This is a genomic window from Bradyrhizobium sp. USDA 4504 (assembly GCF_054063995.1).
In genome coordinates this window covers 8,159,683-8,182,937 of sequence record NZ_JBSSGV010000001.1, presented here as the reverse complement: position 1 = coordinate 8,182,937, position 23,255 = coordinate 8,159,683, and the positions used below count along the sequence as shown (strand labels likewise).

Sequence of the window (23,255 nt, the reverse complement as noted above, 5' to 3'; positions counted from 1 at the left end):
CGCCGGTTCGCGTCAAGAAAACGCGTCAAGAAGAGTCTAGGGCTTCGGTTCTGATTCAATCAGAACCGAAAATGCCCTAGCGGTTTTCGGCAGGTATCAGAACGCCGCGGCCAATTCCTTCGCGCCCGGCTTGTTGCTGTTGAAGTCCATCCGCTCATTGGTGACGGCAAGCAGCCTGGCCACCGTGTTGTGGCGGATGGCGACCGGGTTGCGCTCGTAGCCGGAGCGCTGGAAGAAGTTCGCGGTCGGCACCTGCTCGCGCATCGCCTGCGGCATGGTCACCATGTCGAGCCCGGTGCCGTCGCCGGTCAGGTTCATCATCTCGAGCTCGGCCGCGGTCAGCGGCCGGCTGTAGCCCTTGTTGCGGGCGAAGATCACCGAGGTCAGCAGCTTGTGGGTCTGCAGCATCGGGCCGACATCGATGTCGAGCACCATGGCATGGCACGCCCAGCCCTGCGGCGTATCGGCGAGGCGCGCATGCGCCGACCAGTCGTCGGGCACGGTGCGGGTGAACGCGACCATCTTCTTCAGCACCGCGAGCTTGTGCTCCATCGCCTTGCGCGCGGGCCCCTGCGTCCTCGCAACCCGCTCGGTCAGATCCCGCACGAATTCATGGCCCTGCTCGGCCAATAGCTCGACGGTGTTGGTGGTGAGCAGCTGGTTGTAGCCCATCGCGGTGGAGATGGCGCGCTTGCCGCCGTGCTCGATGCCCGCCTGTACGTCGTAAGTGCCGGTGCCGCCGGTCTCGAACGAATAGACCCGCACCGCCTGTTCCGGCGTCAGCCCCGCGGCGCGCGCGTAGCGCGCATAGGCGCGCTTGAACTCGACCTCGCTGGCCGGCCGCTGCGGCGTGAACTGGAATTGCTCGGCCGCCGCCCTGACCAGATCGGAGGCCACCGGAAGCGTCTTGGGCGGACGCGGCGGCTTGCCTTCCTCCTCTTCCGGAGCCGGATTGACCGGCCGCTTCGGACCCTCATAGACCGGCGGCTGCTGCAGCACGTAATCGTCCAGCGAGATCTGCACGCGGTCGCGCCGCTTGGCATTGCGGCCGCGCCTCTTCTCGGCGATCGCGTTCCAATAGGCGCTCGCGTCCTGCTCGAAGGCGGCGCGCGCCTCCTGATATTCCTGCAGCTTGCGGCGATACTCCATGATCGCCTGCGGCGATGCCTGCGCCATCGCATTGGCGACGGAAGGCGGCAGCGCGTCGGCCTCGCCGGCAAAAACGGACGGCGCGCCGGCGGCGAGCGCGAGCGCGACAAATCCAGGGCACAGGCGAATCAATTGCGGGCGCATGGCCTCGTTGTAGCAAGCACGGCCGCGAAGTCAGCCCGGAATTGTCCGGATCGCAGCGGCCGGATGCCGCGATCGATGCAGAATATTCGCCACAATGCGGTGTTCTCCGAACGAAAGCCTTGGAGAAAGCCCTGGAGATTGCGATGAGAATGGCACTCTGGCTCGTCGCCGCCTGCGCGTTGACGCTCGCCGCATCGGCGCGCGCCGAGCGTCCGGACTGCGGAACGTTTCCGGATACGCGTTCACGCTTCACCTGTTACGAGAATGTGTCGCGGGCGCCTCAGGAACCCGAGGCCGCGGCGCATTCGTCTGGTGCGCAGGGGAAATCAATAAAGATGAACGCCCGCAAGCGGCGTCACAAATAGCATCATCGTCGCTACTTCCACGCGAACACAGGCTGCTCCAGTTCGGCGACGCGGGTGTTGCGGCCGGCCAGCACCTCGCGAAATTGATAGATCAGCGCGGCGGTCGGCGCATGGATCTGCTGGCCACCGAGGCGGAAGCGGATCACGCGGCGCGAGCTTTCAGGGATCGTGGCGAAGCTGAACGCGTCCTCCAGCTCGATCGCATCGAGGCCGATGCGATGGACGGAGGCGACCTCGTCCGGGTTCGGGAGGATCGCTGCATGCGCACCGGCCCAGACCACGACCGGCGTGATCAGATAGCCGGACCGCGTCGGATAATCGTCGAGCATGCCGAGCACGTCGCGCTCCGACAGTGCGAGCCCGAGCTCCTCATGCAGTTCGCGCAGCGCGGCCTCGACCTGCGTCTCGCCGGCATCGCAGCGCCCGCCCGGCAGCGCCCATTGCGCGCTATGGGCGCGCAGGCGCGCGCTGCGGCGGGTCAGCAGGAAGGCCGTGCCGCTGCCGTCGCCGCCTTCGGTCAGCGCGATCGCGACCGCCGCGCGCTTCAACGTCGGCGCGGCGTCCGCCGGCGCCAGGCGTGCGAATGCGGCACAGAGCTCTGCGATATTCCGCCGGGTGGCATCGTCAAATGTGCGGGCCATTGACCTTGACTACAACACAACAGCGTTTGATGAAATGACTGCTACCACATGCCTCCTGCGATCAATCATCAGCAAGCAACGGACCCCACCTCATGACGGCCAAGGCCGCGGACAAACTCAAATCCGACGGCTGGAAGATCGCCGAAACCACGGGATTCCTGAACCTGATCGGCCCGTTGTGGGAACGGTTGAAGGACGGCGCGCTTGAACTCGCGCTGATCACCGAAGACAAGCACCACAATCGCCGCGGCCTCGTGCAGGGCGGCGTGATCATGACCTTCGCCGACCGCGCCTGCGGCATGGCCGCACGCTACGTCTCGGGCAAGCCGACGCTTGCAACCGTGCAGCTCGACACCCATTTCGTCGAGGCCGGCAAGATCGGCGAGATCCTGACGACGCGGCCGCGCGTGGTACGCTCGACCCGCAGCCTGATCTTCATCACGGCCGAGGTAACCGTCGACAAGCGCTGTATCGCGATGGCCAACGGCGTGTTCAAGATTTTGAAGAACGAGAGTTGATCCTTTGTCATTCCGGGATGGTCCGAAGGACCAGACCCGGAATCTCGAGATTCCGGGCTCGATGCTTGCGCATCGCCCCGGAATGACCGCAGGAAAGGAAAGTCCGATGCAATATCGCCAGCTCGGCCGCAGCGGCCTGAAGGTCTCGCCGATTTGCCTCGGCACCATGATGTTCGGCGGACCGACCGACGAGGCGACCTCGGCGCGGATCGTGGCGAAGGCGCGCGAGGCCGGCATCAACTTCATCGACAGCGCCGACGCCTATAATGGCGGCAAGTCCGAGGAGGTCGTCGGACGCGCGATCTCGAACAGCCGGTCGAACTGGGTGCTCGCGACAAAACTCGCCAATCCAATCGGCGACGATCCTAACCACGGCGGGCTGTCGCGTCGCTGGGTGTTCCAGGCCGCCGACGAGAGCCTGAAGCGGCTCGGCACCGACTACATCGACGTCTACTATCTGCACAAGGAAGACCACGCGACGCCGCTCGACGAGACGGTGCGCGCGATGGGCGACCTGATCCGCGCCGGCAAGGTGCGCTATTTCGGCGTCTCCAACTACCGCGCCTGGCGCGTCGCCGAGATCTGCAACATCTGCGACCGGCTCGGCATCGACCGTCCGGTCGCGAGCCAGCCCTATTACAATGCGATGAACCGGATGCCGGAGGTCGAGCATTTCCCGGCCTGCGCCTATTACGGGCTCGGCATCGTGCCCTATAGCCCGCTGGCGCGCGGCGTGCTTACCGGCAAATACGCGCCCGACGCGGCGCCACCCGCGGACACGCGTGCGGGGCGCAACGACAAGCGCATGATGCAGACCGAGTGGCGGCCGGAATCGCTCGAGCTCGCGCAGGAAATCAAGCGCCACGCCGAGAGCAAAGGCATCACCGCCGGGCAGTTCGCGGTGTCCTGGGTACTGAACTCGTCGTTCGTCAGCGCCGTGATCGCGGGGCCGCGCACCGAAGCGCAATGGGACGACTACATCCGCGCGCTCGACTATCGCTTCACCGCCGAGGACGAAGCTCTGATCGACCGCCTCGTCGTCACCGGCCATCCCTCGACGCCGGGCTTCAACGACCCCGCCTATCCGATCGAGGGGCGCCGCGCGCGGAGCGGATCGTCGCTGTAGCGGCAGCGTCACAATTTTAGTTTTGCGCTCCGCCCGCCGTCATTGCGAGCGGAGCGAAGCAATCCATCGTGCCGCAAGCGGAGAAATGGATTGCGTCGTCGCTGACGCTCCTCGCAATGACGGTGTGTTGCACTCGCTCGGTACGGATAACCCGCTCGGCAACGCCGAAGTTACGTTTCGTAGCTTCCGAATTGCGCGAAGCCCGAGTCGGCTGCAGCATCAGGGCATGGAAATGCTGATGCTGGTGCTGCAATGACGGCATCCAATGTACTGGACTGGATCGTGGCCCTCCTCGTCTGCTGGGCGAGCCTGACCGCAATCTTTGAACCTTCGCGCGGTGCCTCGCAGTGCGACGTATCCACCGCGACGAGCAGCGCGCCGCAGGCCTCGCTGGCGACCCCGACGCAGGCGGAGTTCGAGGAGATGATCCGCGACATGAAGCTGCATGATTGAACGGGATCGGCAAACCGCGAAAATCCTTCCGCATCGTCCCCCAAATGAAACAGGGCGGCGCCGAAGCGCCGCCCTGCCCTGATTGCCGTTTGCTTGCCGCTTACTTCACGAGGTCGAAGCGGTCGGCGTTCATCACCTTGGTCCAGGCCGCGACGAAGTCCTTCACGAACTGCTCCTTGGAGTCGGACTGGCCGTAGACCTCGGCGAACGCCCGCAGCTGCGAGTGCGAGCCGAAGATCAGATCGACGCGGGTGCCGGTCCACTTCACCGCCTTGGTCTTGCGGTCGCGGCCCTCATAGACGCCCTGGCCGGCATCGCTCCACACCGTGCCCATGTCGAGCAAGTTGAGGAAGAAGTCGTTGGTGAGCGTCCCCGGCTTGCCGGTGAAGACGCCGTGCTTCGACTTCTTGGCATTGGCGCCGAGCACGCGCAGGCCGCCGACGAGGACCGTCAGTTCCGGTCCGGTCAGCCGCAGGAGTTGCGCACGGTCGACCAACGCCTCCTCGGGCTGCAGGAACTGATGCTTGCCGCCGATATAGTTGCGGAAGCCGTCAGCCCGCGGCTCGAGCGGAGCGAAGGACTCGACGTCGGTCTGGTCCTGCGTCGCATCGGTGCGGCCCGGCGTGAAGGGCACCTTCACATTGGTGCCGCCGTCCTTGGCCGCCTTCTCGATCGCAGCGGCGCCGCCGAGCACGATCAAATCGGCCAGCGAGACCTTCTTGCCGAACTCCTTCTGGATGGCTTCGAGCTTGCTCAGAACACCCTTGAGCTGCGCCGGCTCGTTGACATCCCAGTCCTTCTGCGGCGCAAGGCGGATGCGTGCACCATTGGCACCGCCGCGCTTGTCGGAGCCGCGGAACGTCGAGGCCGAGGCCCAGGCGGTCGACACCAGTTCGGACACCGACAGACCCGAGGCGAGGATCTTCGCCTTGAGCACCTCGATATCCTTGTCGTCGATCACGGCGTGATCGAGCGCCGGCACCGGGTCCTGCCAGATCAGCGTTTCCTTCGGCACCAGCGGGCCGAGGTAGCGCTGGATCGGACCCATGTCGCGGTGCGTGAGCTTGAACCAGGCGCGGGCGAAGGCGTCCGCGAACTGATCCGGATGCTCATAGAACCGGCGCGAGATCTTCTCATAGGCCGGATCGAAGCGCAGCGACAGGTCGGTGGTCAGCATCGTCGGGACATGCTTCTTCGACGGATCGAACGCGTCCGGAATGACGGCGTCCGCGCCCTTTGCCTTCCACTGCTTCGCACCCGCCGGGCTCTTCGTCAGCTCCCATTCGTACTTGAACAGGTTCTCGAAGAAGTGGTTGCTCCACTTGGTCGGGGTCTGGGTCCAGGTGACCTCGGGACCGCCGGTGATCGCGTCAGCGCCGACGCCGGTGCCGAACTTGCTCTTCCAGCCGAGACCCTGATCCTCGATCGCGCCACCTTCCGGCTCCGGACCGATCAACGATGGATCGCCCGCACCGTGGGTCTTGCCGAAGGTGTGGCCACCGGCAATCAGCGCGACGGTCTCCTCGTCGTTCATCGCCATGCGGAAGAACGTCTCGCGGATGTCCTTCGCGGCGGCGACCGGGTCCGGATTGCCGTTCGGACCTTCCGGGTTGACGTAGATCAGGCCCATCTGCACCGCGCCGAGCGGCTCGGAGAGCTGGCGCTCGCCGCTGTAGCGCTCGTCGCCGAGCCAGGTGCCTTCCGGACCCCAGTACAGCTCTTCCGGCTCCCACACGTCGGCGCGGCCACCCGCAAAACCAAACGTCTTGAAGCCCATCGATTCCAGCGCGACGTTGCCGGCGAGGACCATCAGGTCGGCCCACGAGATCTTGCGGCCGTACTTCTGCTTGATCGGCCACAGCAGCCGGCGCGCCTTGTCGAGGTTGGCGTTGTCAGGCCAGCTGTTGAGCGGGGCGAAACGCTGCTGACCGGCACCGGCGCCGCCGCGGCCGTCGGTGATGCGATAGGTGCCCGCCGAGTGCCAGGCCATGCGGATCATCAGGCCGCCGTAATGGCCGAAGTCGGCCGGCCACCATTCTTGCGACGTCGTCATCAGGGCCGTGAGGTCCTTGATCACGGCGTTGAGATCGAGGCTCTTGAATTCCTTGGCGTAGTCGAAGCCCTTGCCCATCGGATCGGACAGGCTGGAGTTGCGATGCAGCACCTGAACGTCGAGCGTCTCCGGCCACCAGTCACGATTCGAGTGCCCGCGAGGCCCGCCTGTGAATGGGCATTTGCCCGCGCCTTCGTCGGTTTTTGCGTCCATGTTTCTTCTCCGAGGTGATGGATTCTGGAATGCGCTGGAGCTCTTCCAAGAACGATTCTACGCAACCCAATCCATCAGAGGAAATTGACTTTAGTGATCGCGTCGATAAGATTATCTGATGATAAATGTCACACTCCGGCAACTCAGGTATTTTGATGCTCTGGCCCACCACCGCCATTTCGGGCGCGCCGCGGATGCCTGCGCGGTGTCGCAGCCGGCGCTGTCGATGCAGATCCGCGAAATGGAACAGGCGGTCGGCGGCGTGCTGATCGAACGCAATGCGCGGCAGGTGACGCTGACGACCTTCGGCGAGGACCTGCTGCGCCGCGTGCGCGACATCCTGCGCTCGGTCGATGAGCTCGGCGACTTCGCGCGCGCCTCGCGCGACAAGCTTGCCGGGCGGCTGCGGGTCGGCATGATCCCGACCGTCGCGCCGTATCTGCTGCCGAAGGTGATCGAGAACCTGGCGCGGCTGCATCCCGAGCTCGACATCCATGTCCGCGAGACGCTGACGCCGAAGCTGATCAAGGAAGTCGCCGAGGGCCGGCTCGACACCGCGATCGTGGCGCTGCCGGTATCGGAACCGTCGCTGACCGAGGTCGCGCTGTTCTCGGAAAACTTCCTGCTGGTGCGGCCGGGCGAGGACGCCAAGACGCCGGTGCCGAGCGCCGAGATGCTGCGCGAGATGCGGCTGTTGCTGCTCGAGGAGGGCCACTGCTTCCGCGACCAGGCATTGTCGTTCTGCAACATGCAGTCCTCGCCGCCGCGCGAGGTGCTGGACGCGAGTTCGCTGTCGACGCTGGTGCAGATGGTCGGCGCCGGCATCGGCGTCACCTTGATCCCCGAGATGGCGGTGACGGTGGAGACGCGCTCGGCGCCGGTCACGGTCTCGCGCTTCAAGCACCCGCAGCCCTCGCGCACCATCGGCATGGTCTGGCGCAAGACCTCTCCGCTTGCCGCGCAGCTCCAGCAGATCTCCGAGGTCGTCAGCCTCGCTGCCCGCGCCCTGCGTGCGCCGAAACAGGACGGCGCCAAGGAGCCGGCGAAGCGCGCGGGGCGAAGGAAGGTGGCGTGACTGCCGAGACGCTGCGGCGAAGATGTAGTTCTCGTTTGACGCACACGTCTCGCCACCCCCACAACCGTCGTCCTGGCGAAAGCCAGGACCCATAACCACCGCGTTTGATTGTGAACGGGATCGTGGCTCCAGCTTCGCTCAACAACTGATGGTCGGGGTAATGGGTCCTGGCTTTCGCCAGGACGACATCGAATATGTTGCGCGGTCCGGGAATCATCCGTCCGCATTCTCGCGGCGACTGACGAGATGAGGCGGCGCCCCTACTTCTCCAGATACTTCTTCATCTCGGCGATCAGGCCGTCGCGCAGTTCGGGGCGCTTGAGGCCGAAGGCGATGTTGGCGCGGAGGAAGCCGGGCTTGGAGCCGCAATCGTGGCGCTCACCCTCGAACTCCACGCCGTAGAACTTCTGCGTCTTCGCAAGACCGATCATCGCATCGGTGAGCTGGATCTCGCCGCCGGCGCCGCGCTCCTGCGTGGCCAGGATGTTGAAGATCTCGGGCTGCAGGATGTAGCGGCCGGTGATCGACAGGTTGGACGGCGCGGTGCCCTGCGGCGGCTTCTCGACCATGCGGTCGACCTCGAAGATGTTGCCGGTGCGTTTGCCGACGCTGCAGATGCCGTATTGATGGGTGAGTTCGTCGGGCACCGCCTCGACCGCGATCAGGTTCGACTTGTCACCAAGCCTGCTCGCGGCATCGATCATCTGCTTGAGGCAGCCCGGCGTGTTCAGCACCAGCTCGTCCGGCAGCACCACCGCGAACGGCTCGTTGCCGATGATATCGCGCGCGCACCACACCGCGTGGCCGAGCCCGAGCGGCGCCTGCTGCCGGGTGAAGCTCATCGCGCCGGCCTCCGGCTGGTTCTGCGCCAGGATATCCTGCTCGGTCTTCTTGCCGCGCTGCGCCAGCGTGGTGTCGAGCTCGAACATGCGGTCGAAGTGATCCTCGATGACACCCTTGTTGCGGCCGGTGACGAACACGAAATGCTCGATGCCGGCTTCCCGGGCCTCGTCGACCACGTACTGGATCAGGGGCTTGTCGACGATCGTCAGCATCTCCTTCGGCATCGCCTTGGTGGCGGGCAGCACGCGGGTACCGAGACCGGCGACGGGGAATACGGCTTTGCGGATCTTCATGGGATTATCGGAAGCCTTGAAATGGGTGGGACGGCGGCACGAAATGAATCATGCCTTTGGTACCCCGTTTTGCAGCCGCCAACAAAGGCGGATGTGTGGTGCGGCTTAATTCCGCCGTTCCCGTCAGCCAAATGCGGGCCGCAACAAAATCTCGCCCTTGTTAAGTTATTGGAAACCGTGCCGGGGCCTTCTGGAACAGCACGATTTTGATAGGCACACGACAAATGCGCGCGATGGGAACATCAAGGACCAAGCTTTTCGGCGCGAGCCTGATCGCGCTGGCCCTGCTGCTGCCCGGCAGCACGCAAGCCCAGTCGGCGGGCAACGGCCTGACCAACCTGATCGACAGCATCTTTTCCGGACCGAACGCGACGCCGCCACAGGCCGCAACCGGACAGGACGGCGCGGCACCGCCGTGGAGCGGTGAAGACGGCGCCTCCGGCCATCCGCTGATGACCGCAGCGGCGATCCGCCAAGCCGCGTCGGACTTCCCGAACTGCGTCGCAGCGATGTGGCCAGATGCCGCACGGCGCAACATCACCCAAGAGAATTTCGAGCGCTTCACCGCCGGCCTGACGCCCGATCTGCGCATCATGGATCTGATGGATTCGCAGCCGGAGTTCACCAAGGCGATCTGGGATTATCTCGACATCCTGGTCAGCGACACCAGGCTAGCCAAGGGCCGCGAGATCCTTGCGAAATACAAGCCGCAGTTCGATGCCACCGAGAAGGCCTATGGCGTCGACCGCTACATCATTGCGGCGATCTGGGGCATCGAGTCGAACTACTCGACCCAGATGGGCGATCGCAACGTGGTGCAGTCGACCGCGACGCTCGCCTGCATCGGCCGCCGTCAGGCCTATTTCAAGGACGAGTTCCTGTCGGCGCTGGAAATCCTCAACCGCGGCGACCTCAGGCCCGAGCAGATGCGCGGCTCCTGGGCCGGCGCCTTCGGCCCGACCCAGTTCATGCCGACCGCGTTCAAGCGCTATGCCGTCGATGGCGACGGCGACGGCCGCCGCGACGTCGTCGACAATCCGAGCGACCTGATCGCCTCGACCGCCAACAATCTGAAGAAGGACGGCTGGCAGACCGGCGCGAGCTGGGGCTACGAGGTCGTGCTGCCGCAAGGCCTCAATTACATGCTGGCCGACCGCGCCAAGGCCATGCCGCTGTCGCAATGGGAGCATCTCGGCCTCAAGCGGCCGAACGGCCAGCCGTTCCCGCGGCCGTCCGACAAGGCCTATCTGCTGGCGCCGGCCGGCGCCGAGGGGCCGGGCTTCCTGATGCTGCAGAATTTCCGGGTGATCATGAAGTACAACCCGGCCGAGGCCTATGCGCTCGCCATCGGCCATTTCGCCGACCGCCTGCGCGGCGGCCAGCCCTTCGCGCAGCCCTGGCCGCGCCAGGAGCGGGTGCTGTCGCGCGCCGAGCGGCTGGAACTACAGCAGCTGCTGGCCCAGCGCGGCTTCTACAAGGGTACGCCCGACGGCCAGTTCGGCGGCCAGACCCGCGAGGCGCTGCGCGGCTTCCAGGTGTCGATCGGGGCACCGGCCGACGGTTTTGCCACCGCCGAGGTGCTGGAGCGGCTCAGGGGGCGGTAGGGCTGAAACCGGAGGCTGCCCCGTAGCCCGGATGCAGCGCAGCGAAATCCGGGGTTCTCGCCGTGCGACTGGTCTGGTCCCGGATTGCGCTTCGCTCCATCCGGGCTACGGCTCTTGCCCCTCCCGCAAGCGGGAGAGGAGGCACGGTTCCGTCGCCGCGACGGCTGGGCCCTCCACCCCTAAAGTAACCGTGAAATCCGATATTTGCCGCCTGCCTTGACGGCGGCCGGAGGCACCCGATTTATGGTGGAAAAGCTGCCCGCTTGCGGCCCGATTCCGCTAGTATGCTCACGTACTTCCAGATCATTTGCGACCGAACGCGATGCGAGAGCCAAAGTCCTTTTTGCGCATATTCACCGAAGCCGGTCCGCTGGTCGCGCTTACGGTGGCGCTTGCGCTGTTGATCGGCATCGCCCAGCCCGCCTCGGCGCAATTCTTCGGCTTCCCCGGCTTTGGTGGCGGACCGCCGCAACCACAGCGCCGCGCTCCGCCGCAGCACGGCGGCGGCGGCTGGTTCGGCGGCGATTTCTTCGCGCCGTTCCAGCAGCAGCAACCGCAATCATCGCAGCCGCAGCGGCCGCGCGAGGATTTCTCGCGCGCTCCGGCACCGGCCAAGCGCGAGGCGGCCGCCGAGCGCAACGTGCTCGTCATCGGCGACGCCATGGCCGACTGGCTCGGCTATGGCCTGGAAGATGCCTATTCCGACCAGCCCGACATGGGCGTGATCCGCAAGCACAAGACGGTCTCCGGCCTGATCCGCTATCAGCCCAAGGGCGATCCGGCGGATTGGGCCGCGGCCGCGAAGGGCATTCTCGCCACCGAGAACCCCGACGCCATCGTCGTGATGCTCGGCCTCAACGACCGCACCGCGATCCGCGAATCTGTCGTGGAGAAGAAGGTCGACAAGAAGGACGAGAAAAAGGACGCGCGCGGCAAGCCCGAAGCCAAGCCGGGCGACAAGCCCGATGCCGCCGCCAAAACTGATGGCAAGCCGGTCGAGGCCGAGCCGCCGGCCGACGACGCCGACAATGACTCGCAGGCCGCGCCGGAAAAGACAGCGCGCTCGCCCAACGGCCTCTATGAATTCCGCGACGACCGCTGGGTCGAGCTCTACGGCAAGAAGATCGAGGAGCTGATCAACGTGCTGAAGAGCAAGGGCGTGCCGGTGCTGTGGGTCGGCCTGCCCGCGATCCGCGGCCAGAAGGGCACGTCGGACATGCTGTTCCTCGACGCGCTCTATCGCGACGGCGCCGGCAAGGCCGGCATCACCTATGTCGACGTCTGGGACGGCTTTGTCGACGAGGCCGGCCGCTTCATGCAGAAGGGCCCGGACTTCGAAGGCCAGCCCCGCAAGCTGCGTACCGATGACGGCGTGTTCTTCACCAAGGCCGGCGCGCGCAAGCTCGCGCATTATGTCGAGCGCGAGGTGACGCGCCTGCTCGCGGTGCGCTCCGGGCCGATCGCGCTGCCGAGCGAACCCGCGACGCCGGATACCAGCGCGGAGCCCGGCAAGCCCGCGCCGCGGCCGCTGGCGGGCCCGGTGCTGCCGCTGGTCGCCTCCACCGTCGGCACCGATCAATTGCTCGGCGGACCGGGCTCGCGGCCCGCCGCCGTCGATGCGCTCGCCGCGCGCACGCTGGTGAAGGGGGAGGCGCTGGCGCCGCCCGCCGGCCGCGCCGATGATTTCGTCTGGCCGCGCCGCGAGATGGGCCGCGAGCAAGCCAAGGGCGATGTGCCGGTTGCCGCGACCACGCCCGCCGCGCCGGCGGGCGGACCGGCCAATCCGCCGCCCTCGACCACGGCGATCGCGCCCGACGGCTCGATCATCACCGCACCGAAGCCGCCAAGGCGCGTGTTCCGTCCGGCCCAGACCCAGGCCCAGCCGCAACAGCAGCCGCAGACACAGCCTTGGCTGCGCGATCTGTTCGGGTTCGGCGCGCCGCAGCAGCGCCCGTTGGTCGCTCCGCCGCCGCGCCCGCCGCGCGGTGTCGGACAGCGGGCCGCAGTGCCGGGGAGTCCGTGGCAGTAGGCCGCGCGTCTTCCGATAGAATTGACGCTACATCCACGTCATTGCGAGCCAACGGGTCGCGCGAACACGCGCCCGATGACAGGCTCCGCAAAGCAATCCATCGATCCGCACGCGCGGACGGCTGGATTGCTTCGTCGCTTCAGCGCAAAATTGCTTTGCAATTTTGTCGCGAGCTCCTCGCAATGACGGTGGGCGAGATGGTATCAACCGTAGTAGCGCCAGCGCGACGGCGGCGGGCGGCGCGGCTGGCGCGTCATCAGGAGCGCGAGCGCAAAGCCGATGCCGCCGGCGATCAGCAGCGATCCCAGCGGGTTCTCCTGCACCGCATGCGCCATCGCCTTTTGTCCGCTGCGAACGGTCTCGCCGCGATGCTCATAGGCGTCCTTGGCGTAGTTGACCGCGGTGTCGGCGGCGTCGCGCGCGGCGTCCTTGGCCTGGCCGTAGAGATCCTGCACCGAGCCCGCGGCTTCGCGCGCGCGGCCCGAGGCCTGGGTCTGCGCATCGCCGGTCGCGTCGCCCACCGCGCCTTCGGCCTTGCCCGCGAACTCCTTCGCCGTTCCGAAAATCCGATCCTTGTCCATCGTCACGCTCCCTGATCTGTCCGGGAGCTAACCGGGAAACGGCGCGCAGGTTCCTGCGGTTACAGGATCAACCCGCCGTCGACGACGATGGTCTGGCCGACGATGTAGGAGGCAAGCGGCGAGGCCAGGAACAGCGCGGCGCCGGCCATGTCGGCGGGCGTGCCGAGACGCTTCAGCGGAATGCGCTCGAGCGCGCCTTCGAGACGCTTCGGATTGGCCGTCGTCGCCTTGGTCATCTTGGTGTCGACGAGGCCGGGCGCGATGCCGTTGACCCGGATGCCGTTCTCCGCCCAGGCCTCGCCGAGCGTGCGCGTTAGCCCGACGGCACCGGTCTTCGAGGCGTTGTAGGCCGGATTGCCCATGGTCGAATGATAGGCCGCGGTCGAGCTCACGATGATCAGCGAGCCCTTAGCTGCGCTCAGCATCGCCTGGAATTTGGTCGCGCAGGCCATCAGGCTCATCAGGTTGACCTCGAGCACCTTGCGAAAACCCTCCATCTCGAATTCCCCGCGGCGGTAAATCACCGCGCCCTGCGCCAGCACCAGCACGTCGAGCCGGTCGAACGACGGCTTGAAGGCCTCGATCGCCTGCGGGTTGCTGACATCGAGCTGCGCGTAGGCGAGGCCCTCGAGATGCGAGCCTTCCTCGGCGGAATAGTCGCTCGCCTGCGCGCGGGTGCCGCAGATCGCGACGCGCGCGCCCTTGGCGCGGAACGCCTGCGCGATGCCGTTGCCGATGCCGCTGGAGCCGCCGACCACCAATACTTGCTTGCCGCCGAAATCGAGCTCGTTCATCGCGCGTTCCTCTCTCGTGCTGTTGTCTTGTTGAGCATGATCCTTCTCGGAAAGCCAACCGGGAAACTTGCGTTAACGCGCTGCGCGCATGCCGATATGGGATCAGTGGTTTGACGTATCTTGCGATCGGTGCCAGCGTTGCCGTCTCTCACAACGCAGAAAATCAACGGGGGTCCGTCATGTCCGAATACAAGCAGCTCAGCCGTTCGGTGAAGGGCCTCACCGTTCTCGTCACCGGCGCCGCCAGCGGCATGGGCCGCGCCACCGCGCGGGTGTTTGCCGATGAAGGCGCCAATGTCGCGGTCACCGACCTGACCGAAGAAGGCACGCAGGCGGTGACGAAGGAGATTTCGGCAAGCGGCGGCTCGGCGAAGGCCTGGACGCTCGACGTCGGCGATCGCGACGCCATCACCAAAGTCGTCAACGACGTCGCCGCGCATTTCGGCGGGCTCGACATCATCGTCAACAATGCCGGCATCTCGGTGCGGGTGCCGATCGACGATCCCGCGTACGAGGACGCTTGGGCCAAGGGCATCGCGGTGATGCTGACGGCGCATCCGCGCATCATCCGCGCGGCACTGCCATACCTGCGCAAGTCGCGCTCGCCGCGCATCGTCAACATCGCCTCGACCGAGGCGCTCGGCGCGACCGCGCTGCACAGCCCCTACTCCGCGGCCAAGGGCGGCGTCACCAGCCTGACCCGCTCGCTCGCGGTGGAACTGGGACGCGAGGGCATCACCGTGAACTGCATCTGCCCGGGCCCGATCCGCACCGCCATCACCGACCGCATCTCCGAGGAGCACAAGACGCTCTACGCCAAGCGCCGCACCGCGCTCGCCCGTTACGGCGATCCGGAAGAGGTCGCGCACATGACGCTGAGCCTGTGCCTGCCCGCCGCATCGTTCCTGACCGGCGCCGTGATTCCGGTCGACGGCGGGTTGATGGCGCGGAATGCCTGACCCGCGCACGGCCCGCGAGCGTTGACAGCGCGCGCGCGTCGAGTAGCCTTCCCGTCAAATGAAGCGGGAAAACCGCCCGCGATAGACGGGGAGAAACGCCAATGACGGTCCTGATCCGGCAGCTTCACAAGCATTTCGTCGGCGAGGTTTCCGGCGTCGATCTGCGCAAGCCGCTGACGAAGCAGGAAGCGATCGACATCGAGGCCGGCATGGACAAATACGCCGTGCTTGTGTTCCACGGCCAGGACATCTCCGACGAGCAGCAGATGGCATTCGCGCTGAATTTCGGCGAGCGCGAAGATGCGCGCGGCGGCACGGTGACGAAGAAGCAGGACTACCGCCTCGCCTCCGGGCTGAACGACGTCAGCAATCTCGGCAAGGACGGCAAGCCGCTGCCGAAGGACCACCGCACCCATCTGTTCAACCTCGGCAACTGCCTGTGGCATTCCGACAGCTCGTTCCGGCCGATCCCGGCGAAATTCTCGCTGCTGTCGGCGCGCGTGGTGAACCCGAAGGGCGGCAACACCGAATTCGCCGACATGCGCGCCGCCTATGACGCGCTCGACGCCGAGACCAAGGCCGAGATCGAGGACATGATCTGCGAGCACTCGCTGATGTATTCGCGCGGCTCGCTCGGCTTCCTCGACTACACCGACGAGGAGAAGCAGATGTTCAAGCCGGTGCTGCAGCGCCTGGTGCGCACGCATCCGGTGCACGGCCGCAAGTCGCTGTATCTGTCCTCTCACGCCGGCGCCATCAGGGGCATGAGCATGCCGGAGGCGCGGCTGCTGCTGCGCGATCTGACCGAGCACGCGACGCAGCCCGAATTCGTCTATGTGCACAAATGGACGGTGCATGACCTCGTGATGTGGGACAACCGCCAGACCGTGCACCGCGTCCGCCGCTACGACCAGTCGCAGCCCCGCGGCATGCGCCGCGCCACGGTCGCGGGCACCCAGCCGACGGTCGCGCAGGAGGCGGCGGAGTAGGCGGAACTACTGGTGTCGTCCCGGCGAAAGCCCATAGGCGCTAAAATAGGATTTGCGCCTTGGATTCGCTTGTGATTCCAAGATGGAATGGCACACGAATCGCTTGTGAACAAAGATTGGGCGCGCGTTGTCGCCCGACTTGGCGGAGCCGAGGCTCTGAACATTGGCGCGCGCAAGACGAAGGCGTTTGTCCGTCCGCGGGAGATCAGCAATGCGGTCGACTTGCTGCGCCTGATCTTGGCTTATTGCCTTGGTGAGAAAGGGCTGCGGTTGACGGCGGCATGGGCCACGTCGGTTGGGCTTGTCGATATCTCCAACGTGGCTCTGTTGTATCGCTTACGTCAGTGCGGAGATTGGCTGGCAATCTTGGTCGAGCAGGCGCTTGCCGCCGCGGCGCCGAAGGCGAGCCGCGGTCGTCTGATCCGTATTGTTGACGCCACGACGGTCCCCAAAGGCTGGGACGAGCGGCAGGAACAAGAACGCAGTGTGGCGTATCCATAGCGCGTTCGATCTTCCGCAGGAGCGCTTTGGTCACTTCGAACTGACCGATCAGCGAGCGGGCGAGACGCTGGATCGGATACCGGCGGTTGCCGGTGAGATCCGTCTTGCCGATCGCGCCTATCTGCAACCGGAGCGCATGGCGCATCTCGTCGATGCCGATGCGGACTTCGTGATCCGGGCCGGCTGGAAGAGCGCGCGCTGGCTCGATGCCGAAGGTAATCTTGTTGACCTCACTGCCGAACTGCGCAACGCCTCGGCGCGTGGCCTGATCGATCGGCCGATTTGGATAAAGCGCAAGTCAGGTGCGCCGCCGCTCGCAGTGCGTCTGGTTGCCGCGAAGAAGCCGGCGCAAGCTGCTGCGGCTGCGCGACGCAAGGCGCGCCGGACTGCACAAAAGGGAGGTCATCAGCTCTCCAGGCAAACACTTGACGCCGCAGATTGGGTGATCCTGGTGACCTCACTCAGGCCAGAGGACTTCACGACTGCAGATATCCTCGCCCTCTATCGGCTGCGATGGCGCATTGAGCTCGGCTTCAAGCGGCTGAAAAGCCTGATTGGCCTGAAGGGACCTCCCGGAACCGACGAGCGGTCCGCCAGACCCCATATCCTCGCTCATCTGCTGATCATTCTATTGCTCGAGCCGCTCGTCGACGAACTCGAAGACTCTCCCCGCTTGGCCGACGCCGCCTGACCCACCCAGTGACGTGGCGTCTGCTGCGCCAGCTCGTCGCTTCGCTACGGCAAGCGATCATTCCACAGCCCGCAATCGCTCTACTCTGCAGAGCCAGTCACGCTCTCTGGCGACATCTACGCGAGCCACCCAGACATAAGCGCCACTATCAGACTATGATCAAACTATCTTAGCGCCTATGGGCTTTCGCCGGGACGACACTGAGAATGCGTTGGGATCGTCGACGACGTCAGCGCGGCCTACGCGTGGCCCGCGTCGTTCGACAGCATGCCGGCCTCGATGCCGATCTTGCGCAAGGCGCGCGCGTATTTCTCGTCGACGTCGGTACCGAAGATCAATTCCGGATCGGCGTCGCAATGCAGCCAGCCATTGTGCTGGATCTCGTTCTCGAGCTGGCCCGGCGCCCAGCCGGCATAGCCGAGCGCGAGGATCGCGTGCTTCGGCCCTGCGCCCTTGGCGATCGCCTTCAGGATATCGACGGTCGCGGTGAGCGAGATGCCGTCGTCGATGTTCAGCGTCGCATCCTGAATGTAGAAGTCGCTGGAATGCAGCACGAAGCCGCGGCCGGTATCGACCGGGCCGCCCTTCATCACCTTCATCATCTCGGCATTCTCGGGCAGCTGGATCTGGTCCGACTTCTCGATGATGTCGAGCTGCACCAGTAGCCCGGGGAAATCGATGCTGCCGGCGGGACGGTTGACGATGATGCCCATCGCGCCCTCGGAGGAATGCGCGCACATGTAGATCACGGAGCGTTCGAAGCGGGGGTCGTTCATGACAGGCATCGCGATCAGCATCTGGCCGTCGAGATAGCCACCTTCGGCGGCATGGGCACCGACGGCCGGGCTTCTGCCGGCGGCGGTTTTGCGAGTCTTGCCTGTTTTGCCTTCAGGGCGCATCCGCAAAGGCCTTTCCTGCTGATTTGGCATCCTGATATCGGGTGGCGGTTCTGTCAATCAACCATCGACCGCCGTGCGGCGATGCATCACAAGCAATTCAATGGTTTGCACCGAAAGTTGCGGGTAAAGACGTCTCATGATCGTCATAGTTCCCTTGCGTGCCGCATTTGGCGTTGCCGCCCTGTTTTCCGTCGCATGTACGGCAACGGAGGTCCGCGCCGACGACGCCTCGCCGTGGCAACAGGACACGCATTCGGCGGTGCGGCTGCTCGCCGGATCGCGCAGCGGCGCGGTGCTGCTTGGCGGCATTGCGTTCCAATTGCAGGACGGCTGGAAGACCTATTGGCGGACGCCCGGCGATTCCGGCGTGCCGCCGCGGTTCGATTTCTCCAGGTCGGATAACGTCGAGGCGGTCACCGTGATGTGGCCGGCGCCGCGGCAATTCGACGACGGCGCCGGCGGCACCTCGCTCGGCTACAAGCACCAGGTGGTGCTGCCGCTGCGCATCGTGGCGAAGAATCCCGACAAGCCGCTGGTGCTGCGCGCCGACATCAACTACGCGGTGTGCGAGAAGCTGTGCGTACCGGTGGAGGCGAAGGCCGAGCTGGCGTTCGCGAGCGTCGCCTCGACCGAGGACGCCGCGCTTTCGGAAGCGCTCAACGCGGTGCCGAAGCCCGCCAATATCGGCGACCCCATCCCGTTCTCGATCCGCGACGTCAAGCGCGACGGCAAGAACAACGTGCTGGTCGATGTCACCGCGCCCGAGAGCCGCGACCTCAGCCTGTTCGTCGAGGGGCCGACGCCCGACTGGGCGCTGCCGGTGCCCAAGCTCGTTGCGCAGGCGCCGCCGGGCGTGAAGCGTTTCTCTTTCGAGCTCGACGGCCTGCCGCCCGGCGCCAAGGCCGACGGCGCCGCGCTGAAGCTGACGCTGGTCGGCGGCGACAAAAGCTACGAATTCAATATCAATTTGAATTGAGCCGTAGGGTCATTCCGGGGTGAAGCAGCGCATCGAACCCGGAATCTCGAGCTCCCGGTTTCAGTGCTTCGCACTGCCCCGGGACGCCCCCGAAGAGGTGCGTCACCGAACCCAATCTTAACGTTTCGTTGATAGATCGGAGGCCATTGCCGCCACGCGGCGCTTTAGGAATTTTCCGCCTTGGCTGTGATGGAGACACAATCGGCAACCTCCGCGCCATTGGGCCGGGCCGCACGCCTGCGCGGCCTCGCAGCGCGCGCGCTCGGCGGCACCAACGAGGCGTCAGTCACCAAGCGCCTCGCCGGCATGATCTTCGGCATCCGCGTCATCAGCGCCGGCATCGCCTATCTCGCGCAGATCCTGCTGGCGCGCTGGATGAGCGGCTCGGATTACGGCATCTACGTCTATGTCTGGACCTGGGTGCTGCTGCTCGGCAGCACCATGGATTTCGGCATCGCGCCCTCCGCGCAGAAGATCATTCCGGAATACCGCGCGCGCGGCGACCTTGCGGCGCTGCGCGGCTTCCTCTCCGGCGGCCGCTGGGTGGTGCTTGCGACGTCCAGCATCGTCGCGCTACTGCTCGCCGGCGTGATCCACCTCGCCTCGCCCTGGATCGATCCCAACGCGGTGCTGCCGCTCTATATCGGCTGCCTGACCTTGCCGCCCTTCGTCGTCGCCAACACCCAGGACGGCATCTCCCGCGCGCATGACTGGATGCAGCTCGGCCTGATGCCGCAGTTCATCGTGCGGCAGGGGCTGATCATCGCGCTGACCGCCGGCGCGCTGGCGCTCGGCCTCAATCTCGGCGCCACCGCGGCGATGATCGCGAGCGCCGCCGCGGTATACATCGCGGCGATCGGCCAGATGGTCGTGCTCAACCGCCGCCTCACCGCCCATCTCGGGGTGGGCGAGAAGAGCTACGACGTCAAGGGCTGGTTCGCGATCTCGCTGCCGATCATGCTGGTCGAGAGCTTCTATCTGCTGCTCGGCTACACCGACGTGCTGATGCTGCAGCAGTTCCGCTCGTCCGAGGAGGTCGGCATCTATTTCGCCGTGGTGAAGACGCTGGCGCTGGTGTCGTTCGTGCACTACGCGATGGCGGCGACCACGGCGCACCGCTTCGCCGAATACAACGCGCTCGGCGACAAGGAGCGGCTGTCGGCCTATGTCGCGCACGCCATCAGCTGGACGTTCTGGCCCTCGCTGCTCGCGACCGTCGCCCTGCTGGTGTTCGGCAAGCCGCTGCTGTGGCTGTTCGGCCCGAAATTCGTCGACGGCTACAGCATCATGTTCGTCGCCGCGATCGGCCTCGTGGTCCGCTCGGCGATCGGGCCGGTGGAGCGGCTGTTGAACATGCTCGGCCACCAGAGCATCTGCGCGACCGCCTATGCGGTGTCGTTCCTGATGAATGTCGGGCTCTGCATCGCCCTCGTCCCCCGCTACGGCGGGATGGGCGCCGCCGCCTCGACCTCGCTGTCGCTGACCTTCGAGACGATCCTCTTGTTCTATGTCGTGCGCTCGCGCCTCGGGCTGCACGTGCTGGCGTTCGGCAAGCGGCGGACGGCGCCGTAGCATTCGGCCGGCGCGGCATCATGCGATGCATGAGCGCCGCCGGACTGGAAAACCCGCCTAACGGCGTTCAGCCTTGCGCCGGTCAGGCGCGCCTGATGTCCGCCTGCTTCCAAGAGTGGCCGGCAACCATGCGTCGGAAGAACCACAGAACGGCCGGGCAAGCCAGCAGCACGGCGGCGCCGAAGTCGAGCGCCGCGCTCGCGGAGCCGACCGCGGTGGAGAGCTTTCCTCCGATCGCAGGTCCAGCCAGCATGCCGGCGTAAAAGACGGTGTAGAATATTCCCATTCCGATCGGCCGCGTCCTCTGCTCGAGCACGCGCGCAGGCAGGCTCATGATCGGACCGGCAGGCAGGCCGCAGAGGATTCCAAGAGCAATGACGACGGGAAGCACCGTGCCGCTGCGCGACAAGAGCAGTGTCAGAAGCGCGAAGGCGATGCAGCCCGTGATCAGGATGACCTCGCCGCGCCTGGTCCGATCGGCGAGGAAGCCGCCCAACGGCACCGAAAGGGCGGCGAGCCAGAGCACGATACTGATGGTTGATCCGGCGGCGGCGCCGGACCAGCCTTGCTCGACCAGCATCGATGGACCGAAACTGAAGATCATCGCAAAACCGATGTTGTAGAGACACCAGATCAGCCCAGCGGCAATCACGGCGCAGATCGTGTCGGCGGTCAGGCTGCTAGGCTCGCCTTCAACCGCGACGGCCGCATCCGGCGCGCGATAAACCAGAGCTATGAGGCCGAGACCGATCAGGATCACCCCGGCGACGGCAAGATTGACGGCATGGAGTCCGAGCGTGGCTCCGATTGCCGGCAACAGCATGAGAGCGACTGCGATGCCGGCCGGCCATGAGTTGATGAAAATGGCCATCGCGGTGGCGATTTCCCGGCCGGCAAACCAGTCCGCGACCATCTTGGTCATCAGGACGTTCAGGAGGACGCCGCCGATGCCGGCAGTCAGCCGGCCTGCGATCTGCACGCTCCACGACGTCGACGTGGTCATCAGCAGTTCGCCTGCCAGCATCATCAGGAGACCGGCAAGGACCACCACCTTGTCGCCATAGCGGCGGCCGATCGCGCCGCCAGGCAAGGCAAGCAAGGCGCCCGGCGCAAAGTAGAGCCCGATCAGAACGCCGATATCGGCCAGGCTCGCGCCCAGACCCTGGCTGAGCTGTGGCGCGATGGCCGCGACGCTCTGAAACTGAAAGGCGATGGTGGCACGAGCGACGAACAGAGCAGCAAGAATGGTCCAGCGGCTTCGCATTTGGATTTTCTCCGATGCCCAGAACTATGTCGTCGGCTTGATGTTCTGGTTCAGGCGGAAGAAATTCGTCGGATCGTATTTGTTCTTGAGCGCGACAAGACGTGCGTAATTTTCACCATAGGCATCGCGCACGCGGTCTTCGCCCTCATCCCCCAGGTTGTTGGCATAGACGCCGCCGGTCGAATAGGGCCTGACGGCACTCCACAGCTCGCGCGCCCAACGCATGTTCGCTTCGTCACCGGCCGGATCGTCCCAGATCGCGACCGGAAAGCAGTCGAACGCCGCATCGCGGTTTGCGTAAGGCGAGCTCGATACCGGAACCCGTGCAATTGCGCCGCCGACATGCTGGAGAACCAGCAAGGACGAGGTGTTGGGGGCTCTCGCATAGGCGTCGAGCAGCGCGTCGATCGCGCCGGCACCGATCTCGCGCAGGAATTGCGCCTTCCAGTAATAGCGACGTCCCCGCGGAAACAGGGCATCGCCGCCTGACTGAATCTCGAGATAGGGAACGGTTGCGAGGCGCGTCTCGACGGGCGAGCCGAACTTGACGATCGGCGAAAGGGCGCGCTCACCGTCATGATGCGAGCCGACATAACAACCGGAGATGTTGAAGAACCGGTCGCCCGACGGCAGCGTCACAAGGGCCGCATCGACGTTGACCTCATCGGCAGCGTTGCGGGCGAATTCATCGTAGAACTGCATGGCCTCGCGCGCCTGATCGTAAGGATAAAGCGTTGACGCGACGGGCAACGACGTGCCGATCGCATGCAACTGGTATTCGAACGCAGTCACGATGCCGAAATTGCCGCCGCCTCCTCTCAAGCCCCAGAGCAGGTCGGGGTGTTCGGTCGCGCTGGCCCTTAAAACCCGTCCCTCGGCTGTCACCACTTCGGCGGCAATCAGGTTGTCGCAGGTCAACCCGTATTTTCGCCCGAGCTTGCCGAAGCCGCCGCCAAGCGTGAGCCCGGCGATGCCGGTATCGCTATTGACCCCCATGGTGGTCGCCAGGCCGTGCGCCTGCGTGGCACGATCGAATTCGCCGAGATCGAGGCCGGCTTCCGCGCGCGCGGTGCGCCGGACCGGATCGACATCGATGCGCTTCATCCGGGACAGGTCGATGACCATGCCGCCGTCACAGACCGAGAGGCCAGCGACATTGTGGCCTCCGCTGCGAACGGCCACCGGGAACGTGCGGGACCTCGCGAATGTCACAGCCTCGACCACATCCCGGGTATCCGCGCAGTAGGCGATCATGGCCGGCCGCCTGTCGACGGCGCCGTTCCAGACCTTGCGCGCCTCGTCGTAACCGGCGCTCCCGTCGAGGACCACTTGGCCCTTGAGCCGTAGCTGGGAGCTGGGCCGAAGCTCGGAATGCGGCTCGCCCATCACCTCGTTATTTGCCTGCCGCTGCTCCATCCGATTTGCTCCTCGTCAGGAATGCCCATGCCATCATCCCACGGCGTGCCAAATCGTCCTGAATCCGATCGGAAAAAGTTGCAAAATTTCGCCAAAAGCGATGGCTC

Annotated in this window: 22 protein-coding genes; 13 read left to right on the top strand and 9 right to left on the bottom strand. The window is 65.5% G+C overall.

The window, feature by feature from the left end; genetic code table 11:
* Positions 1 to 96: 96 nt before the first annotated feature.
* A complete protein-coding gene (locus ACVMB1_RS38380; protein WP_076825219.1) occupies positions 97 to 1,293 on the bottom strand; it encodes a hypothetical protein in 1,197 nt (398 codons plus the stop codon).
* A 119-nt stretch (positions 1,294 to 1,412) separates the two neighbouring features.
* Between ACVMB1_RS38380 and ACVMB1_RS38375 the strand changes: the two genes are divergently transcribed.
* Positions 1,413 to 1,658 carry a hypothetical protein gene (locus ACVMB1_RS38375; RefSeq protein ID WP_229190255.1) on the top strand — a complete coding sequence of 82 codons (246 nt, stop codon included), beginning with the start codon at positions 1,413 to 1,415 and terminating at the stop codon, positions 1,656 to 1,658.
* Positions 1,659 to 1,669: 11 nt separating this feature from the next.
* Here the strand turns inward: ACVMB1_RS38375 and ACVMB1_RS38370 are convergent, their stop codons facing one another.
* Positions 1,670 to 2,299 carry an NUDIX hydrolase gene (locus tag ACVMB1_RS38370; protein ID WP_076825220.1) on the bottom strand — a complete coding sequence of 210 codons (630 nt, stop codon included), beginning with the start codon at positions 2,297 to 2,299 and terminating at the stop codon, positions 1,670 to 1,672.
* A gap of 92 nt (positions 2,300 to 2,391) precedes the next feature.
* Between ACVMB1_RS38370 and ACVMB1_RS38365 the strand changes: the two genes are divergently transcribed.
* From ACVMB1_RS38365 to ACVMB1_RS38355, 3 genes are all read left to right on the top strand, one after another.
* Complete coding sequence (locus ACVMB1_RS38365) at positions 2,392 to 2,817, top strand: PaaI family thioesterase (protein WP_076825222.1); 426 nt, start codon at positions 2,392 to 2,394, stop codon at positions 2,815 to 2,817.
* Between the two features lie 106 nt (positions 2,818 to 2,923).
* Positions 2,924 to 3,943: an aldo/keto reductase gene (locus ACVMB1_RS38360; protein ID WP_076825265.1), complete on the top strand. Its 1,020-nt coding sequence runs from the start codon at positions 2,924 to 2,926 to the stop codon at positions 3,941 to 3,943.
* Between the two features lie 252 nt (positions 3,944 to 4,195).
* Positions 4,196 to 4,396, top strand: a complete 201-nt coding sequence (locus ACVMB1_RS38355; RefSeq protein ID WP_057016417.1) for a hypothetical protein — start codon at positions 4,196 to 4,198, stop codon at positions 4,394 to 4,396.
* Between the two features lie 100 nt (positions 4,397 to 4,496).
* Here the strand turns inward: ACVMB1_RS38355 and katG are convergent, their stop codons facing one another.
* Positions 4,497 to 6,662 (bottom strand): catalase/peroxidase HPI, encoded by a 2,166-nt coding sequence (katG, locus tag ACVMB1_RS38350; protein ID WP_057016418.1) that lies wholly within the window; start codon positions 6,660 to 6,662, stop codon positions 4,497 to 4,499.
* Positions 6,663 to 6,780: 118 nt separating this feature from the next.
* Here katG and ACVMB1_RS38345 point away from each other — a divergent pair, with 118 nt between their 5' ends.
* Positions 6,781 to 7,737 carry a hydrogen peroxide-inducible genes activator gene (locus ACVMB1_RS38345; protein WP_076825224.1) on the top strand — a complete coding sequence of 319 codons (957 nt, stop codon included), beginning with the start codon at positions 6,781 to 6,783 and terminating at the stop codon, positions 7,735 to 7,737.
* Positions 7,738 to 7,997: 260 nt separating this feature from the next.
* Here the strand turns inward: ACVMB1_RS38345 and galU are convergent, their stop codons facing one another.
* A complete protein-coding gene (galU, locus tag ACVMB1_RS38340) occupies positions 7,998 to 8,873 on the bottom strand; it encodes a UTP--glucose-1-phosphate uridylyltransferase GalU (RefSeq protein ID WP_028334743.1) in 876 nt (291 codons plus the stop codon).
* Between the two features lie 224 nt (positions 8,874 to 9,097).
* Between galU and ACVMB1_RS38335 the strand changes: the two genes are divergently transcribed.
* The gene (locus ACVMB1_RS38335) at positions 9,098 to 10,477 is read left to right on the top strand and encodes a lytic murein transglycosylase (protein WP_057016421.1); all 1,380 of its coding nucleotides are present in this window, start codon (positions 9,098 to 9,100) and stop codon (positions 10,475 to 10,477) included.
* Between the two features lie 322 nt (positions 10,478 to 10,799).
* The gene (locus ACVMB1_RS38330; RefSeq protein WP_076825226.1) at positions 10,800 to 12,506 is read left to right on the top strand and encodes an SGNH/GDSL hydrolase family protein; all 1,707 of its coding nucleotides are present in this window, start codon (positions 10,800 to 10,802) and stop codon (positions 12,504 to 12,506) included.
* Between the two features lie 203 nt (positions 12,507 to 12,709).
* On the opposite strand, the gene ACVMB1_RS38325 is transcribed toward ACVMB1_RS38330, so the two are convergent.
* A complete protein-coding gene (locus ACVMB1_RS38325; RefSeq protein WP_050387227.1) occupies positions 12,710 to 13,087 on the bottom strand; it encodes a CsbD family protein in 378 nt (125 codons plus the stop codon).
* Between the two features lie 59 nt (positions 13,088 to 13,146).
* Positions 13,147 to 13,881: an SDR family NAD(P)-dependent oxidoreductase gene (locus tag ACVMB1_RS38320; RefSeq protein WP_076825228.1), complete on the bottom strand. Its 735-nt coding sequence runs from the start codon at positions 13,879 to 13,881 to the stop codon at positions 13,147 to 13,149.
* Between the two features lie 179 nt (positions 13,882 to 14,060).
* On the opposite strand from ACVMB1_RS38320, the gene ACVMB1_RS38315 reads away from it, so the two are divergent.
* The 4 genes from ACVMB1_RS38315 (at position 14,061) to ACVMB1_RS38300 (ending at position 17,021) form a co-directional block, all read left to right on the top strand.
* Complete coding sequence (locus ACVMB1_RS38315) at positions 14,061 to 14,840, top strand: SDR family NAD(P)-dependent oxidoreductase (RefSeq protein ID WP_076825229.1); 780 nt, start codon at positions 14,061 to 14,063, stop codon at positions 14,838 to 14,840.
* Positions 14,841 to 14,941: 101 nt separating this feature from the next.
* Positions 14,942 to 15,829, top strand: coding sequence for a TauD/TfdA dioxygenase family protein (locus ACVMB1_RS38310; protein WP_456849715.1), 888 nt, complete (start codon positions 14,942 to 14,944; stop codon positions 15,827 to 15,829).
* Positions 15,830 to 15,916: 87 nt separating this feature from the next.
* On the top strand, positions 15,917 to 16,330 hold the full coding sequence (locus ACVMB1_RS38305; protein ID WP_253637911.1) for a hypothetical protein: 414 nt from the start codon (positions 15,917 to 15,919) through the stop codon (positions 16,328 to 16,330).
* The gene (locus ACVMB1_RS38300; protein WP_253588175.1) at positions 16,314 to 17,021 is read left to right on the top strand and encodes a transposase; all 708 of its coding nucleotides are present in this window, start codon (positions 16,314 to 16,316) and stop codon (positions 17,019 to 17,021) included. Before ACVMB1_RS38305 ends, ACVMB1_RS38300 begins: the two co-directional genes overlap by 17 nt.
* Before the next feature lie 239 nt (positions 17,022 to 17,260).
* On the opposite strand, the gene ACVMB1_RS38295 is transcribed toward ACVMB1_RS38300, so the two are convergent.
* Positions 17,261 to 17,920: a YqgE/AlgH family protein gene (locus tag ACVMB1_RS38295; RefSeq protein ID WP_076824945.1), complete on the bottom strand. Its 660-nt coding sequence runs from the start codon at positions 17,918 to 17,920 to the stop codon at positions 17,261 to 17,263.
* 136 nt (positions 17,921 to 18,056) lie between these two features.
* On the opposite strand from ACVMB1_RS38295, the gene ACVMB1_RS38290 reads away from it, so the two are divergent.
* Both ACVMB1_RS38290 and ACVMB1_RS38285 read left to right on the top strand, forming a co-directional pair.
* The gene (locus tag ACVMB1_RS38290; RefSeq protein ID WP_076824943.1) at positions 18,057 to 18,896 is read left to right on the top strand and encodes a protein-disulfide reductase DsbD domain-containing protein; all 840 of its coding nucleotides are present in this window, start codon (positions 18,057 to 18,059) and stop codon (positions 18,894 to 18,896) included.
* A 180-nt stretch (positions 18,897 to 19,076) separates the two neighbouring features.
* The gene (locus ACVMB1_RS38285; protein ID WP_076824941.1) at positions 19,077 to 20,468 is read left to right on the top strand and encodes an oligosaccharide flippase family protein; all 1,392 of its coding nucleotides are present in this window, start codon (positions 19,077 to 19,079) and stop codon (positions 20,466 to 20,468) included.
* 82 nt (positions 20,469 to 20,550) lie between these two features.
* On the opposite strand, the gene ACVMB1_RS38280 is transcribed toward ACVMB1_RS38285, so the two are convergent.
* Both ACVMB1_RS38280 and ACVMB1_RS38275 read right to left on the bottom strand, forming a co-directional pair.
* Entirely contained in the window at positions 20,551 to 21,732 is a 1,182-nt protein-coding gene (locus ACVMB1_RS38280) for an MFS transporter (RefSeq protein ID WP_076824940.1), read from the bottom strand.
* Positions 21,733 to 21,756: 24 nt separating this feature from the next.
* Entirely contained in the window at positions 21,757 to 23,148 is a 1,392-nt protein-coding gene (locus ACVMB1_RS38275; RefSeq protein ID WP_083714879.1) for an FAD-binding oxidoreductase, read from the bottom strand.
* Between the last annotated feature and the right edge of the window lie 107 nt (positions 23,149 to 23,255).

Coding starts and splice junctions, on each gene's coding strand:
- ACVMB1_RS38370 (WP_076825220.1), bottom strand. CDS start 2,299: ATGGCCCGCACATTTGACGATGCCACCCGGCGGAATATCGCAGAGCTC.
- ACVMB1_RS38310 (WP_456849715.1), top strand. CDS start 14,942: ATGACGGTCCTGATCCGGCAGCTTCACAAGCATTTCGTCGGCGAGGTT.
- ACVMB1_RS38360 (WP_076825265.1), top strand. CDS start 2,924: ATGCAATATCGCCAGCTCGGCCGCAGCGGCCTGAAGGTCTCGCCGATT.
- ACVMB1_RS38315 (WP_076825229.1), top strand. CDS start 14,061: ATGTCCGAATACAAGCAGCTCAGCCGTTCGGTGAAGGGCCTCACCGTT.
- ACVMB1_RS38355 (WP_057016417.1), top strand. CDS start 4,196: ATGACGGCATCCAATGTACTGGACTGGATCGTGGCCCTCCTCGTCTGC.
- ACVMB1_RS38275 (WP_083714879.1), bottom strand. CDS start 23,148: ATGGAGCAGCGGCAGGCAAATAACGAGGTGATGGGCGAGCCGCATTCC.
- ACVMB1_RS38305 (WP_253637911.1), top strand. CDS start 15,917: ATGGCACACGAATCGCTTGTGAACAAAGATTGGGCGCGCGTTGTCGCC.
- ACVMB1_RS38345 (WP_076825224.1), top strand. CDS start 6,781: ATGATAAATGTCACACTCCGGCAACTCAGGTATTTTGATGCTCTGGCC.
- ACVMB1_RS38335 (WP_057016421.1), top strand. CDS start 9,098: ATGCGCGCGATGGGAACATCAAGGACCAAGCTTTTCGGCGCGAGCCTG.
- ACVMB1_RS38380 (WP_076825219.1), bottom strand. CDS start 1,293: ATGCGCCCGCAATTGATTCGCCTGTGCCCTGGATTTGTCGCGCTCGCG.
- ACVMB1_RS38325 (WP_050387227.1), bottom strand. CDS start 13,087: ATGGACAAGGATCGGATTTTCGGAACGGCGAAGGAGTTCGCGGGCAAG.
- ACVMB1_RS38290 (WP_076824943.1), top strand. CDS start 18,057: ATGATCGTCATAGTTCCCTTGCGTGCCGCATTTGGCGTTGCCGCCCTG.
- ACVMB1_RS38330 (WP_076825226.1), top strand. CDS start 10,800: ATGCGAGAGCCAAAGTCCTTTTTGCGCATATTCACCGAAGCCGGTCCG.
- katG (WP_057016418.1), bottom strand. CDS start 6,662: ATGGACGCAAAAACCGACGAAGGCGCGGGCAAATGCCCATTCACAGGC.
- ACVMB1_RS38280 (WP_076824940.1), bottom strand. CDS start 21,732: ATGCGAAGCCGCTGGACCATTCTTGCTGCTCTGTTCGTCGCTCGTGCC.
- ACVMB1_RS38320 (WP_076825228.1), bottom strand. CDS start 13,881: ATGAACGAGCTCGATTTCGGCGGCAAGCAAGTATTGGTGGTCGGCGGC.
- ACVMB1_RS38365 (WP_076825222.1), top strand. CDS start 2,392: ATGACGGCCAAGGCCGCGGACAAACTCAAATCCGACGGCTGGAAGATC.
- ACVMB1_RS38295 (WP_076824945.1), bottom strand. CDS start 17,920: ATGCGCCCTGAAGGCAAAACAGGCAAGACTCGCAAAACCGCCGCCGGC.
- galU (WP_028334743.1), bottom strand. CDS start 8,873: ATGAAGATCCGCAAAGCCGTATTCCCCGTCGCCGGTCTCGGTACCCGC.